This is a genomic window from Streptomyces marinisediminis (genome assembly GCF_026262575.1).
Lineage (GTDB): Bacteria > Actinomycetota > Actinomycetes > Streptomycetales > Streptomycetaceae > Streptomyces > Streptomyces marinisediminis.
The window spans coordinates 1-15,247 of record NZ_JAPKFL010000008.1 but is presented as its reverse complement, the minus strand read 5'-3'; the positions used below and the strand labels follow the sequence as shown (position 1 = coordinate 15,247).

The window sequence follows — 15,247 nt, the reverse complement described above, 5'->3', positions numbered from 1 at the left end:
AGGTGAGCAGCGACGCAGCCGCGGCAGCCGCCGGCAACCCGCTGCGTGACGCACAGGACCGGCGGCTCCCGCGCATCGCGGGGCCGTCGGGCCTGGTCATCTTCGGCGTCACCGGTGACCTCAGCCGCAAGAAGCTCATGCCGGCCGTCTACGACCTGGCCAACCGCGGGCTGCTGCCGCCGGGCTTCTCGCTCGTCGGCTTCGCCCGCCGCGACTGGGAGCACGAGGACTTCGCCCAGGTCGTGTACGAGGCCGTCAAGGAGCACGCCAGGACGCCGTTCCGGGAGGAGGTCTGGCAGCAGCTCGCCCAGGGCATGCGCTTCGTGCCCGGCGTCTTCGACGACGACGCGGCCTTCGAGGTGCTGAAGACCACCATCCACGAGCTGGACAAGGAGCGCGGCACCGGCGGCAACTTCGCCTTCTACCTCTCGGTGCCCCCGCGGTTCTTCCCCACCGTCGTCCAGCAGCTCAAGAAGCACGGCCTGTCCGACGCGCCCGCCGGGTCCTGGCGCCGCGCCGTGGTGGAGAAGCCCTTCGGGCACGACCTGGCCAGCGCCCAGGAGCTCAACGAGGTGATCCACGGCGTCTTCCGCGCCAGCGAGGTCTTCCGCATCGACCACTATCTCGGCAAGGAGACGGTCCAGAACATCCTCGCGCTGCGGTTCGCCAACACCATGTTCGAGCCGCTGTGGAACCGCTCCTACGTCGACCACGTGCAGATCACCATGGCCGAGGACATCGGCATCGGCGGCCGGGCGGGCTACTACGACGGCATCGGCTCCGCGCGCGACGTCATCCAGAACCACCTCCTCCAGCTCCTGGCGCTCACCGCGATGGAGGAGCCCTCCTCCTTCGACGCCAAGGCGCTGGTGCTGGAGAAGCTGAAGGTGCTCAACGCCGTGCGGCTGCCGTCCGACCTGGGCAAGCACACCGTGCGCGGGCAGTACACCGCGGGCTGGCAGGGCGGCCGGAAGGTGCTCGGCTACCTGGAGGAAGAGGGCATCGACCCCAAGTCCAAGACGGACACCTTCGCCGCGATCAAGCTGGAGATCGACAACCGGCGCTGGGCGGGCGTGCCCTTCTACCTGCGCACCGGCAAGCGGCTCGGCCGCCGGGTCACCGAGATCGCCGTGGTCTTCCAGCGCGCCCCCTACTCGCCCTTCGACGCCACCGACACCCAGGAGCTCGGCCAGAACGCCCTGGTCATCCGGGTGCAGCCGGACGAGGGCGTCACGATCAGGTTCGGTTCCAAGGTGCCGGGCACCTCGATGGAGATCCGCGACGTGACGATGGACTTCGCCTACGGCGAGTCCTTCACCGAGTCCAGCCCGGAGGCGTACGAGCGGCTGATCCTCGACGTCCTGCTCGGGGACGCCAACCTCTTCCCGCGCCACCAGGAGGTCGAACGGTCCTGGGAGATCCTCGACCCCGTGGAGGCGTACTGGGACGGGCACGGCAAGCCCGAGCCGTACACCGCCGGGACCTGGGGGCCCAAGGCGGCCGACGAGATGCTCGCACGCGACGGTAGGAGCTGGCGCCGGCCATGAACATCGACCTCACGCACACCACGTCAGGGCAGGTCAACGCGGCGCTGGTCAAGGCGCGGCGGGCGGCCGGGTTCCCGGCCGTCGGCATGGTGCTGACCCTGGTCATCGTCACCGACGAGGGCAACCACTACGACGCGCTGAAGGCCGCGAGCGACGCGTCGCGCGAGCACCCCTCGCGCATCCTGGTCGTCATCCGCCGCCCGGGCCGCTCGCCGCGCGACCGCGCCCAGGCCCGCCTGGACGCCGAGGTGCGCCTCGGCGGCGAGTCCGGCACCGGCGAGACCGTCCTGCTGCGGCTGCACGGGGAGCTGGCCGGGCACGCCTCCTCCGTGGTGCTGCCGCTGCTCCTGCCGGACGCGCCCGTCGTCGTCTGGTGGCCCGAGGACGCGCCCAGCAGCCCCGCGGCCGACCTGCTGGGCACGCTCGCCCAGCGGCGCATCACCGACAGCGCCGCCGCCGAGGACCCGGTGGCCACCCTGGCCCACCGCGCCCAGACCTACGCGCCCGGCGACACCGACCTGGCCTGGACCCGGATCACCCCCTGGCGCAGCGTGCTCGCCGCCGCGCTGGACCAGCAGCCGCTGGGCCGGCAGCGCCCCCGGGTCACCGCGGCCGTCGTCGAGGGCGAGGAGTACAACCCCAGCACCGAGCTGCTGGCGCTGTGGCTGGCCGACCGGCTCGGCGTCCCGGTCGAGCGGAACGTGTCCGAGGGGCCCGGCATCACCGCCGTGCGCCTGGCCACCCCGGACGGCGAGATCTGCCTCGACCGGCCCGACGGGCGGCTGGCGGCGCTGGCCGTCCCCGGGCAGCCCGACCGGCACGTCGCGCTGCACCGCCGCTCCACGGCCGAGCTCATCGCCGAGGAGCTGCGCCGCCTGGACCCCGACGAGGCCTACCACCACGCCCTGTGCCACGGCCTGGAGAACCTGGGTGCCCCCGCGGCCGTTCAGGCCGCGCCCAGCGGGGAACCCGCCCGGTCCAGGCGCTCGGGCAAGTCCACTACGGGAAAGGCGGCAGCGCGATGACGCTCACCCCGCAGGTCGTGGTCCACAGGGACGAGCAGGAGGTGGCCCGGGCCACCGCGGCCCGGCTCGTCACCGCCCTCGTGGCGGCCCAGAGCGAACGCGGCGAGGCCTCGGTCGTCCTCACCGGCGGCGGCACCGGCATCGCGGTGCTCGCCGCGCTGGCCGCCTCCCCGGCGCGCGACTCCGTCGACTGGGGGCGGCTGGAAGTGTGGTGGGGCGACGAGCGCTTCCTGCCCGCGGGCCACGCCGACCGCAACGAGACCCAGGCCCGCGAGGCCCTGCTGGACGCCGTCCCGCTGGACCCGGCCCGGGTGCACCCGATGGAGCCGGCGGGCGGCACGTTCGCCGACGACGCCGACGCGGCGGCCGAGGGGTACGCCGCCGAGCTGTCGGCGGCCGCGCTCCCGGAGGACGGCGGCCCGGTGCCCGCCTTCGACGTGCTGCTCCTCGGCCTCGGCCCGGACGCCCACGTCGCCTCCCTCTTCCCGGGGCTGCCGGGCGTGCGCGAGCGCGAGCGCACGGTCGTCGGGGTGCACGACTCGCCCAAGCCGCCGCCCACCCGCGTCTCGCTGACGCTTCCCGCCATCCGCGCGGCGCGCGAGGTGTGGTGCGTCGTCGCCGGGGAGGCGAAGGCCGAGGCGGTCGCGCTCGCGCTGGGCGGAGCCGACGAGGTGCGGGCCCCGGCGGCCGGCGCCCGTGGCCGCGAGCGCACGCTGTGGCTGGTCGACGAGGCCGCCGCCGCCCGGCTGCCCGCCGAGCACGCGCCCACCCCGTCCTGACCACCCGCGTCCGCCCCCGCCCCGCCACGCGGTGGGCCGGGTGCGGACGCGCGTGGGGCGCCGCTCACGCCCGCTCGTCCGCGTCCGCCAGCGAGGGCACCACCTCGGGGGCCGTGACGCGGCGCACGAGCAGGGAGAGCGCGCACCCCAGGGTGGCGACGGCCATCACGCCGTACAGCACCCGGTAGTCCACCATCCCGATCACCGCGGCCCCGGCGGCCAGGGAGAGCGACTGCGCCCCGTCCCGCGCGGTGTTGACGACGGCGTTGACCCGGCCCTGCATGCGGGCGGGCGCGTACAGGTGGCAGGCGGTGCCCAGCACCACGGCGAGCAGCGGCAGCCCCACGCCGATGAGCGCGGCGCCCGCCAGGAACGGCGCCTCGTGCCGGGTGACGCACAGCAGCAGCCCGGCCGCGATGACCGCGTACCCCACCACGCTCGTCCCCACGTCCCCGAACCGCCGGGCGAGCCGGGCGGCGAGCAGCCCGCCCAGCACGGAGCCGACGCCCTGGACCGAGGCGAGCACCCCGATGAACGCGGCCGGCCGCCCCAGCCCCTGGTCCACGGCGGCGAAGGCGGCGGTCTCCAGCATGCCCACGACGCCCAGGAAGAGCACCATGGCCAGCGTCAGCCGGAACAGCAGCGGAACCCGCGGCAGGAACCGGAACCCGGCGATCACCGCGGTGCGGAACCGCTCGGCGGGCTCCGGCTCGGACTCCACCACGTGGACCGAGGCCAGCAGCAGCGCCGCCACGACCAGGGTCAGGGCCCCCAGGACGGCCAGCGCGCCGCCGCCGAACGCGACGTACACACCGGCGCCCGCCACCGGGGAGAGGATGCGCACGCCCTCCCGGGTGGCGATGAGCAGCGCCCTGGCCTCCACCGCCTGCGAGGAGCGCAGCAGGTCCTTGAGCAGCGCCTGCCGCGCCGGGGTGGACACGAGCACCCCGTAGGCGACGGCGACCACGTAGATGATCCACAGCTCGCCCGCGTCCCGCACCGCCAGCAGGGACAGCACGAGCACCGCCATGGCGCCGTACATCCGCAGCAGCAGCGGCTTGCGGCGCACCCGGTCCACCAGGTGGCCCAGCAGCGGGGCGGCCAGCCCGGGCACGGTCAGGGCCAGCACGACGGCCCCGGCGGCGGCGTCCGAGCCGGTGAGGTCCTTCGCCCAGATGGCCAGGGACAGGAACATGGCGCTGTCTCCGAAGCTGGAGACGGCCTCGCCGGTGAACAGCCGGCGGAACTGCGCGTTGTGGCGAAGAAGCGCCCACACGGCTGTCCTCCACGAGTCTCGGCGGCGGTCGGGCGCCGGGCGCCGCGTGCGGCGCCCGGCGCCCGACCGGTCGGTGTCGGTTCAGCCCTCGCCCATGGCGACGCGCAGACTCTTGGGCCGCATGTCCGTCCACACCTCCCCGATGTGGGCCAGGCACTCGTCCTGGCTGCCGGTGACGCCGGTGGCGTGCCAGCCGGCGGGCATCGGCCGCCCCTCGGCCCAGATGCTGTACTGCTCCTCGTCGTTGCGGACGACCTGGTAGCGGGTCTCGGTGGTGGGCTCGCTCATCGCTGTGCTTCCTTTTCGTCGGTGTCGGTGTCGGTGTCGGTGTCGGTGTCGGTGTCGGTGTGCGGGGGTGCGGGCGGGGCCGGGCCGGGCGCCGGGGGCGCGCCGGAGGGCGTCAGGCGGGGCCGGGCGGGCCGGGGCGCAGGTGCTCGTCGACCAGGCGCCGGACGTCGGGCCTGCTGGTCTTGCCCGCGCGGTTGCGGGGCAGGCCGGGGAAGAACAGCAGGCGCCCCGGGCGCATGGCGACGGGCAGCTCCCGGTGCAGCCGCTCCCGCAGCGCGCTCTCCAGGGCCCGGGCGCCCTCGGGACCGGCCGCCTCCCGCGGGTCGGCGACGACGGCCAGGTGCAGTTCGGGACGCCCGCGCAGCACGTCGGAGAGCACCGCCACCGCCTGCGCCACGCCGGGCACCCGCTCGGCGACCGTCTCGATCTCGCCCAGCTCGACGCGGTGGCCGCGGATCTTGACCTGGTCGTCCGCCCGGCCGTGGAAGGTGAAGCGGCCGTCCGGGCCGACGCGCACCAGGTCGCCGGTGTGGTAGGTGCGGGTGCCGTCCGGTTCCGTGGTGAAGGACCGGGCGGTCAGCTCCGGGCTGCCGACGTACCCGCGGGCCACCGCGACGCCGGACAGGCACAGCTCGCCCACGGTCCCGTCGGGCACCGGCCGCCGGTCGGCGTCCAACACCCGCGCGCGCAGTCCCGGGACGGGCTCGCCGATCGGCAGCGGGTCGCGGTGGGGCGGCTCCAGGCGCGCGCACAGCGCGCACACCGTGGTCTCGGTCGGCCCGTAGGCGTTCCACAGCGTGCCCGTGACCGCGTCCAGCTCCGTGGCCAGGGCGGCGGACAGCGCCTCCCCGCCGCTGAACAGGTGGGTGAAGACCCGGGCCCCGGCCAGGAACGGCAGGAGCAGCCGGAGCTGGCTGGGCGTGGCGAACGCCACGCAGGCGGGCCGCTCGCGCAGCCAGCGGGCGAAGAACTCCGGGTTGCGGGCGCACCGTTCGGGCGCGACGACGAGGGTGCCGCCGCTGGTCAGCGGCATCAGCATCTCGGGCACCGACATGTCGAACACCACGCTGCTGTGCGCGAGCATCCGCCCGCCGGGGCCCAGCTCCGCCAGGCCCGAGAAGTGGTCGAGCATGCCGAGCAGCCCGGCGTGCCCGATCTCGACGCCCTTGGGCAGTCCGGTGGAGCCGGAGGTGAACAGCACGTACGCGGCCGGCTCCGTGCCGACCGGCTCCGCGCCGAGGGACGCCGCGCCGGCGGGCCCGGCGGCGGCCTCTGCCTCGGCGGCGGCGGCGGTGTTCCGGGCGACGGCCTCCCGCACGACGCCGTCGGCGTGCGCGCCGGTGACCGCCGCGCGGCAGTCGGCCCGCCGGACCTGGTAGCGGCGCCGCTCGGCCGGGGACGCCGGGTCCAGCGGCACCGCGACGGCGTCCAGCAGCCAGGTGGCCAGCAGGCTCACGACGTACCCGGTGCCGTAGCCGCGCTCGACGGCCACCCGGAACCCCGGCCGCACGCCCTCCGCCGCCAGCTCCCGCGCCCGCGCGCGGGCGGCCGACCGCAGCGCGGCGTAGGTCAGCGTGGTGCCGTCCGCCTCCTCCACGGCGACCTGGTCCGGGCGCTCGTGCGCGTGCCGCAGGAACCGGCGCACGGTGGCGGGCGGCGTGGGTCCGGGCACCGGGCGGGCGGCGTCCGTCAGCGGGGTGGGTGTGGTCATCGCGCGTCCTTGGGGTCGAGGTCGGCCCGGACGAGCCCGGTGAGGGCCGCCAGGGTCGGCTCGGCGAAGAAGTCGGCCAGCTCCACCTCGGCGGCCAGTTCCTCGTCCAGCCGGGCCAGCAGGCGCAGCGCCTTCAGGGAGTGGCCGCCGAGCCGCAGGAAGTCGTCGCCCGGTGCGGCCCGGTCGGTGCCGAGCACCTCGCGCCACACGGCGGCGACGGCGGCGGCCAGCGGGTCCCGCCCGTCCTGCGCGGGGCCGGGTCCGTCGTCCCGTGCGGGGTCGGGCCGGTCGAGCAGGTCGCGCAGCGCGGCGTGGTCGGCCTTGCCGTTCGGCGTCACCGGGACCCGCTCCACGACCCGGACGGCCGGGACCAGGTACGGCGGCAGCTCCTCGCGCAGCCGCTCGCGCAGCTCGGCGGCGTCCAGCGCGGCCCCCGCCCCCGGGGTGACGCACGCGGTCAGCTCGGTGCCCTCGGGGCCCGGCCGGGCGAGCACCACGGCGTCGGCCACGCCGGCCAGCCGCCGCGCGGCGTGCTCGATCTCGCCCGGCTCCACCCGGTGGCCGCGCACCTTCACCTGGCCGTCCAGCCGGCCGACGTACTCCCGGCGGCCGTCGGGCAGCACCCGCACCTGGTCGCCGGTGCGGTACAGCCGGCCGCCACCGCCGCCGAACGGGTCGGGGACGAACGAGGCGGCCGTCAGCTCCGGGGCGCCGAGGTAGCCGTGGGCCAGCCCGTCCCCGCCCACGTACAGCTCGCCCGTGCCGCCGGGCGGCACCGGCCGGCCGGCCTCGTCCAGCACGTGGGCGGTGCTGCGCGGCAGCGGCGCGCCCAGCGGCACCACGTCGTCGGCCAGGTCGTCGGGGGTGACGGTGTGGGCGGTGCTGAACGTGGTGTTCTCGGTCGGCCCGTAGCCGTTGACCACCCGCCCGGCCGGCCCGGCCGAGAACAGCCTCCGCAGCCGCCGGTTGTCCTGCTTCTCCCCGCCGAACACCAGCACCCGCAAGGAGGCGAAGGCGTCCGGCGCGAAGTCCACGAGCTGGTTGAGCAGGGTGACGGTGAGGAACATGACGGTGATGCGCTCGGCCGCCAGGAAGGCGCGCAGCCGGGCGGGGGAGAGGAGGACGTCGCGGTCCGCGATCACCAGCGTGCCGCCGCCGGTCAGAGCGCCCCACATCTCGAAGGTGGCGGCGTCGAACGCGGGGTTGGCGACGTGGGCGACCCGGTCCGCGGGGGTGAGGGCCGCGAAGTCGGCGTCGGGCACCAGGCGGCTGACGGCCCGGTGCGGCACCAGCACGGCCTTGGGCCGACCGGTCGAACCGGAGGTGCTCATCACGTAGGCCACGTCCTCGCCGGAGACGGCCACCGGCTCCCCGGGCGCGCCCGGGGCCGCCTCCAGGTCCGCCAACCGGTAGGTGGGCACCACCCCGGACAGCGGCTCCGCGAGCGCGCTCTGCGCCGGGACGAGGGCCGCGTCGGCGGCCGCGCGCAGGATCTCCCGGGCGCGCGCGGCGGGCTGCCCCGCGTCCACCGGCAGGTAGGCGCAGCCCGCGTAGAGCACGCCGAGGCAGGCCACCACGGCCGGGATGCCGCGCTCCATCGGCACCGCCACGACCGCGCCGCGGGCGTGCCCGGCCCGGCGCAGGCCGGTCGCGACGGCGGCGGCGCGCCGGTCCAGCTCGCGGTAGGTCAGCTCGTGCCCGGCGTGCCGCACGGCCACCGCGTCCGGCCGGGCGGCGGCCTGCCGCCGCACCCGCTGGTGGATTCCGGCGTCCGGCCGCGCTTCCCGCGGCCGCGCGCCGGCGGGGGCGGCCGCGACCGGCTCCGCCCCGGGGGCGCGCGCCCCCGCGGGGGCCGTCCCGGCCGCGCCGGCCAGGGGCAGGGGGTCGTCGGGGCGGGCGAAGGCGTCCCGGACGGTGCGCAGCAGGCGCCGGTGGATCTCGGCGCCGCGTTCGGTGCCGCACAGGTCGGTGGAGAACTCCAGCTCGCACACCGTCTCCTCGGCGCGCCGCGTGACCGACCACAGCAGCTCGTACTTCGCCGTCCCCGTGGCGAACTGCTCCCGCTCGGCGTGGTGGCCCGCCAGGCGCAGCCCGCGCCCGGCCGTGTCCAGGTAGGTGAGGGCCGTCTGCGCGAGCGGTGCGCGGGAGCGGTCGTCGGCGGACCACAGCGCGTCCACGAGCGTCTGGAAGGGCACCGGGTGGGCCAGGGCCCCGGTGACCACGCGCCGCACGTGCCGCAGCAGGTCCCGTGGCGTGGCGCCGGGGGCGAGTGTGACGCGCAGCGGCAGGATGTCGACGAACATGCCGACCTCGGCGGCCTGTTCGGGGGTGCGCGAGGACAGCGGCACGCAGACCACCACGTCCCGCTCGCCGGTCACGGCGGCCAGTCCGGCGACGTAGGCGGCCGTCCACGCCATGAACGGGCTGAGCCGCTCCTCCCGGGCCAGCGCCCACAGCGCCGCCGGCTCCCCGGGCGCGAGGCTGACGCGGTGCGCCGCGCCGCCGGTGCCCAGCCGGGCCGGGCGGGGGCGGTCGTGCGGCAGCGCCAGCCCCGGCGGGCAGTCGGCCAGCGCCGCGCGCCAGTGGGCCAGCGCCGCGTCGGCGCCCGGATTGGCACCCGCACCGGGGCCCGCACCGGGGCCCGCCGTGGCGTCCGGCGTGTGCGCGCGGGCCGGCCGCGGCGCCGGGGCGGTCCCCTGCGCCGCCCCGGCGGCCGCGTCGGTCGCGGGCGGCGCCGCGGGGTCGGCGTAGAGCCGTTCGACGTCGGCCTCCAGCAGCGCCAGCGAGAGCCCGTCGCACACCAGGTGGTGCGCGGTGAGGACCAGCCGGCCGCCCTCCTCGCCCCGGTCGACGACCAGCGCCCGCAGCAGCGGCGGACGCGCCAGGTCGAACGGGGTGCGCACCTCGTCGGCCACCAGGGCCGCCACCTCCGCCTCCGACACGCCCCGGGCGTCCACCCAGCGGCAGGGCACCTCGGCCTCGGGCACCGTGACGGCCCGGCCCGGCCGGACGAAGCCGCGCCGCAGCGCCTCGTGCCGCCCGGCCAGCGCCCGCAGCGCCGTCCTCAGCCGGGCCACGTCCCAAGCGACGGGGAACCGGTAGCCGACGCCGACGTGGTACACGGCCGTGCCCGGGTGGAGCTGCTCCACGGCCCACAGCCGCTCCTCCGGCCCGGTCAGCTCCCGTTCGCGCGCCCGTCCCGCGTCCTGCCCGGGGGCGAGGGCGGCCAGCAGGGCGCCGAAGCGCGGGTGGTCGTAGAGGATGTCGAGGTCGACCTCGGTGCCGGTCAGCTCGCGCACCAGCAGCGCGATCTCCACCGCCAGGACCGAGTCGCCGCCCTCGTGGAAGAAGTCGGTGTCCTCCGCGATGTCCGCCAGGCCCAGCGCGCTTCGCCAGGCGTCGGCGAGCGCGGCGCGCAGGCCCTCCGGGCCGGTGTCCGGGCGGCGGGTTCCGGTCGGCTCAGCCATGGCCGACCGCCCCCGTGCCCGCGCCCTCGACCCGGGTCACCAGCCGGTCGCCGAGCGCGAGGGCGTCCAGCGTCGAGCGGGCGAAGGTCGCCACCGCCTCGCCGGGCGTGCGCACGATGGGCTGGCCCCGGAGGTTGAAGGAGGTGTTGACGACCATGGGGATGCCCGAGTCGTCGCCCACCCGCCGGATCAGCCGCCAGAACAGCGGCGCGCTGGACCGGTCGACGGTCTGCACCCGCGCCGAGCCGTCCACGTGCGTGACGGAGGGCAGTTCGGCCCGCCACTCGGGACGCACCTGCGCGGTGAAGAGCATGTGCCGGTACATCGCCTCCCGCGCCGGGTCCACCTCGAAGTAGGTGTGCGCCTGCTCGGCCAGGACCGCCGGGGCGAACGGGCGGAACTCCTCGCGCTGCTTGACGACGGTGTTCAGGTGCGCCCGCATGCCCGGCGCCGTGGGGTCCGCCAGGATGCTGCGGTTGCCCAGCGCCCGGGGCCCGAACTCCATGCGCCCCTGGAACCAGGCGACCACCCGCCCGCCCCGGATCAGGGACGAGACCTCCCGCGTCAGCTCCTCCTCGGGCAGCCGCCGCACCCGGTGGCCCGGGCCCAGCGCGCCCAGCGCCGCGTCGAGGTCCGCGGGGCCGAACTCCTCGCCCCAGTACGGCATCGTCATCGCCGTGGGCGGCGCGGGAACGTGCCGGCGCAACTGCCACAGGGCGGCGCCCAGGGCCGTGCCGTCGTCGCCGGCGGCGGGCTGGACGAAGACCCGGTCGAAGAGCCCGCTGCGCGCGATCGCGCCGTTGGCGGTGCAGTTGAGCGCCACCCCGCCGGCCATGCACAGGTCCCGGGAGGCGGCACCGTCCTCGGCGCGCGCGGTGCGCAACACGTCGAGCAGGCTCTCCTCCAGCCGCCGCTGGAGGGTCGCCGCCACGTCCATGTGCCGGCTCTCCACCGGGGCCTCGGGGTGCCGGGCCGGGCCGAACAGCTCCTCCAGCCGCCGGATGGCCCCGCGGTGGGTCTCGCGCTCCGTCGGCGACTTGTCGTGCGCCAGGACGGGCACGGCCAGGCGGCCGCCGGCCGTGCGGCGCACCAGGTGCTCGGCCACGTCCGCGAACCGCGCCGCGTCCCCGTAGGGCGCCAGGCCCATGACCTTGTACTCGTCCATCCCGGGCAGGAAGCCCAGGTACTGGGTGACGACGCTGTAGAGGATGCCGAGCGAGGCGGAGACCGGGTAGGTGCGCGCGAACCGCAGGCCGGGCCCGTCGCCCGTCAGCACGGACGTGGACTCCGTCTCGCCCATCCCGTCCGCGACCAGCACCGTGGCCTCGCGGAAGCCGCTGAGGTGGTAGGCGCTGGCCGCGTGCGCCAGGTGGTGCCGCACCGGCACGAACTTGCGCTCCCAGTCCTGGTCCGGACGGTAGGCGCGCAGCACCTCGCGCTGCACCCGCGGATCGTAGACCTCGTCGAACCAGCGCCGGGCGAACGCGTCCCGCGCGAAGGCGGGGGAGCGCTCGTACCGGAAGCCGTGGGCCACGAAGTCCACGTCGTCCAGGGTCACCCCGGCCATGCGCAGGCACGCCTCGACGGCGTCCGCCGGGAAGGCGCCGGTGCCCTTGTCGCCGTCGTGGCGCTCCTGCGCCGACGCGGCCAGGACGCCGTCCTCGCTCACCAGGGCCGCCGCGGAGTCCAGCCCCTGCACGAGCCGCTGCTCGCGCCAGTCCAGACCGGGCAGCATCTCCCGCTTCACGGACGCCGACTTGTCGAGTCCGCTGATACCGAGCACCAGCACGTCAGGCTCCTTTCGTTTCGTTCGGGTCGGTGAGCGCGTCGGCGACGGCCGAGACCCACGGGTCGCGCATGAGCTGGTAGTGGTCGCCCTCGGCCGAGGCCACGTGCAGGGCGCCGGAGAGCGGACGCCACCCGGTGATCGCGGCGTCCCGGGCGCCGGGCGCCGCGTCCCGGGACAGGACCAGGTGGACGGGGCCGCCGAAGACCGCCGGGCGGTGGGCGGCGAGGCCGGAGAGCATGCCCTGCCAGAACCCCATGAGCGAGGCGACGAGCCGGCCGTCCAGCTCGGCCAGCGCCCGCGGGTCCACGCCGAGCAGTTCCAGCAGGCCGTGGGCGCCGTCCTCGGCCAGCAGCCGGGCGGGACCCAGTCGCTCGACCTTCGGCCGCAGCCGCCGCAGCGCCGCGGCGTCCGTCCGCGTCCGCCCGCCGTGGTGTGGCGCGGTGTCCACGACGACGACCCGTTCGGCCTCCACGCCCAGCTCGGCCAGCCGCACGGCGACCTCGTGGGCCAGGACGCCGCCGGCGGACCAGCCGGCCACCACCGGCCGCCGCCCGCGCAGCCGCGGCGCCAGCTCCCGGGCGTACCGGCGGGCCGTCGCGGTGAAGTCGGCCGTCCGCTCGCCGCCCGCCACGTCCCCCTGTACGTCGCCCTGCACGCCGAGCACCTCGAAGCGGTCCGCGACGCGGGAGGCGAGGCCGAGGTAGCAGAACAGCGTCCCGCCCAGCGGGTGCACCAGCACCAGGGGACGCAGCCCCGGCGTGCCGCCCAGCGGCACCACCCGGCGCCCGCCGTGTCCGCGCGCCCGGTGCCCGGCGGAGTCCGCCCCGGCCGCCGTGTCCAGGTAGGCGGCCTGTCCGGCCACCGTGGGCGTGCGGTAGAGCTGCCCGAGCGGCATGGTGGTGCCGAAGGCCGCGCCCAGCTCCGCCGCCAGCCGCACGGCCAGCAGGCTGTGGCCCCCGGCGGCGAAGAAGTCCTCGTGCGGGCCGGGCCGCGTGCCCAGCAGCTCGGCCCACACCCGGGCCACCCGGTGCTCGGTGGCCGACAGCGGGGCGCTCGCGGCCTCGTCCGCCGCTTCGCCCCCGGCCATGTCCGGCCCGGCCGCGTCGCCGGTCGCGTCCTGCGTGCGCAGGGCGCCGCGGTCGAGCTTGCCCGCCGGGGTCAGGGGGAGGGCTGCCACGGGCAGGACGAGCGCGGGGACGGCGGCGGCGGGCAGGTGGGCCGCGGCGTGCTCGCGCAGCCGCCGCTGGTCCGGCCGCGCCCCGTCGGCCGGGACGACGTTCGCCACCAGCCGTTCGCGCACCGCGTCGCGGCCGACCAGGGCGGCCGCCACGTCCGGGTGGGCCCGCAGGACCGCCTCGACCTCCTCCGGCTCCACCCGCTGGCCCAGTACCTTGACCTGGTGGTCGACCCGGCCGTGGAACTCCAGGTCCCCGCCGCCGGTGCGCCGGGCCAGGTCTCCCGTCCGGTAGAGCCGGGCGCCGGGCGGGCCCCACGGGTCGGGCACGAAGCGCGCGGCCGTGGCACCGGGGCGGCCCAGGTAGCCGCGCCCCACGCCGGGGCCGCCGATGTGGAGCTCGCCCACGGTACCCGGGGGCACCTCGTACCCGGCGTCGTCCAGCAGGTGCACCCGGGCGGTGGCGCACGGGGTGCCGATGACCGGCCCCGTCCCGTCCGTCACCGGGGCGACCGCCGCCTCGATCGTGGCCTCGGTGGGCCCGTAGGCGTTGTAGGCCGCCGGGCCCGGCCGGGCCGCGAGCCGCCGCCACAGGTCCGGCGGGCACGCCTCGCCGCCGAAGGTCACCACGCGCGGCGGGTGCGGCGCGTCCAGCAGCCCGTGGTCCACCAGGAGCTGCACCTGCGCGGTCGTCGCGTCCAGCACGTCCACCGCGCGCCGGGGGTCCTGCGCCCGGGCGACCAGCCGCGCCGGGTCGCGCCGCTCGTCGGCGTCGAGCACGCACAGGGTGTGGCCGTCCAGCAGCAGCAGGAGCTGGGCGAGGTAGAAGTCCGAGACGTAGGCGGAGGTGCCGGTCGCCACGCGCAGTGGGCCCGGCGACCCCAGCGACCGCACGCGGCGCAGCACCGAGCCCGTCGCCACGTCGGCCAGGCCCCCGTGTGCGATCAGCACGCCCTTGGGCCGGCCGGTCGTACCGGAGGTGAACATGACGTAGGCCAGGTCGTCCCGGTCCACGCGCGGCAGCGCCGCCTCGGGGGACGCCGCCGGCTCCGGCTCGCCGGGGCCGGGGGCCGCCGGGTCGAGCACGCGGTACTCCCGCGGCGCGGCGTGCGGGCCGTCGGCGACCAGCAGGACGGGCGCGGCGTCGGCCAGCATGGCGTGCAGGCGCGGGCGCGGCAGCTCCGGGTCCAGCGGGACGAACGCGGCTCCCGCCTTCCACACCGCCCACATCGTCACCAGCGCCGCCGTGCCCGGCCGCAGCAGCATGCCCACCAGGTCTCCCCGGCCCGCCCCGGCCCGGCGCAGCCGCCGCGCCAGGGCCTCGCTGCGCGCGTCCAGCTCGGCGAACGTCAGCCGCGTCGCCCCGTCCTCGACGGCCACGGCGTCCGGGGTGCGCGCCACCTGGCGGCGGAACAGCTCCGGCACCGGCGCCTCGGCCGGCTCGCCCGGCGCGCGCCGCCAGTCCGCCAGCCGGGCCCGCTCGGCGTCGTCCAGCAGGCGGGCCGTGCGGTGGTCGGCGTCGGCGTCCCAGGCCATCTCGGCCAGCGCCCGCAGGTGCTGGTCGCGCAGCCGGGCGGCCTGCGCGGCCGACACCACGCGCGGGTCGTACTCCACCTCCACCCGCATCCCGCCGGCCAGCGGCTCGCGGCTGAAGGTGACGCTGCACGGGAAGTCGCTCAGCGCCACGCCCGGCACGTCGGCCCCCGGGCTGCCGGTGCGCAGCGAGCCGGTCTCGGCGAGCGCGCCGTACTGGGCGAAGTCGTTGTAGGTGACGTTGGTCTCGAACAGCGGGCCGCCGCCCAGGGAGCGGCGCAGCGCGGCCATCGGGTACCGGCGGTGGGGCAGCATGTCCCGCTCCCGGCGGAAGACGGCCCGGGCGAGGTCGGCCCAGCTCCCCTCGGGGAGCGTGAGGCGGAAGGGGAGGGTGTTGAGGAAGAGTCCGCGCACCTCGGTGCCGTCGCTCTCCTCCAGCCGCCCGTTGGCCGTCAACCCCGTGACCACGTCCGCGCGGCCGGACACCAGGCTCAGCACCTTCAGGTGGGCGGCGAGCACGACGCTCTTGAACGGCACGCCGACCCGGGTGGCGAACGCCTCCAGGCCGTTCAGCAGGGACACCGGCACCATGGCGTGCAGGACGCCGTCCCCGTCCGGCTTTCCGTCTCCCTCGTGCCCCTCGTGCCCCTCGTCCCGG

Annotated in this window: 9 protein-coding genes; 3 read left to right on the top strand and 6 right to left on the bottom strand. The window is 77.0% G+C overall.

Annotated features, from left to right (window positions below; genetic code table 11):
* Positions 1-2 precede the first annotated feature (2 nt).
* Genes zwf through pgl form a run of 3 tightly spaced genes read left to right on the top strand, consistent with a single transcriptional unit; the run spans position 3 to position 3,351 of the window.
* Positions 3-1,547: a glucose-6-phosphate dehydrogenase gene (gene zwf / locus OSB71_RS08615; protein ID WP_265946099.1), complete on the top strand. Its 1,545-nt coding sequence runs from the start codon at positions 3-5 to the stop codon at positions 1,545-1,547.
* Entirely contained in the window at positions 1,544-2,572 is a 1,029-nt protein-coding gene (gene opcA / locus OSB71_RS08610; protein WP_265946098.1) for a glucose-6-phosphate dehydrogenase assembly protein OpcA, read from the top strand. Before zwf ends, opcA begins: the two co-directional genes overlap by 4 nt.
* A complete protein-coding gene (pgl, locus tag OSB71_RS08605) occupies positions 2,569-3,351 on the top strand; it encodes a 6-phosphogluconolactonase (RefSeq protein WP_265946097.1) in 783 nt (260 codons plus the stop codon). The genes opcA and pgl overlap by 4 nt, the downstream gene beginning before the upstream one ends.
* A 64-nt stretch (positions 3,352-3,415) precedes the next feature.
* On the opposite strand, the gene OSB71_RS08600 is transcribed toward pgl, so the two are convergent.
* The 6 genes from OSB71_RS08600 to OSB71_RS08575 form a co-directional block, all read right to left on the bottom strand.
* Entirely contained in the window at positions 3,416-4,627 is a 1,212-nt protein-coding gene (locus OSB71_RS08600; protein ID WP_265946096.1) for an MFS transporter, read from the bottom strand.
* Positions 4,628-4,708: 81 nt separating this feature from the next.
* The gene (locus OSB71_RS08595; RefSeq protein ID WP_265946094.1) at positions 4,709-4,915 is read right to left on the bottom strand and encodes an MbtH family protein; all 207 of its coding nucleotides are present in this window, start codon (positions 4,913-4,915) and stop codon (positions 4,709-4,711) included.
* A 112-nt stretch (positions 4,916-5,027) separates the two neighbouring features.
* The gene (locus OSB71_RS08590) at positions 5,028-6,626 is read right to left on the bottom strand and encodes an amino acid adenylation domain-containing protein (protein WP_265946092.1); all 1,599 of its coding nucleotides are present in this window, start codon (positions 6,624-6,626) and stop codon (positions 5,028-5,030) included.
* Positions 6,623-10,093 (bottom strand): non-ribosomal peptide synthetase, encoded by a 3,471-nt coding sequence (locus OSB71_RS08585; protein WP_265946090.1) that lies wholly within the window; start codon positions 10,091-10,093, stop codon positions 6,623-6,625. Before OSB71_RS08585 ends, OSB71_RS08590 begins: the two co-directional genes overlap by 4 nt.
* Complete coding sequence (locus tag OSB71_RS08580) at positions 10,086-11,882, bottom strand: carbamoyltransferase family protein (protein ID WP_265946088.1); 1,797 nt, start codon at positions 11,880-11,882, stop codon at positions 10,086-10,088. Before OSB71_RS08580 ends, OSB71_RS08585 begins: the two co-directional genes overlap by 8 nt.
* A gap of 1 nt (position 11,883) precedes the next feature.
* Positions 11,884-15,247: non-ribosomal peptide synthetase (locus OSB71_RS08575; RefSeq protein WP_265946086.1), on the bottom strand; the 3,364-nt coding region annotated here is incomplete at its 5' end.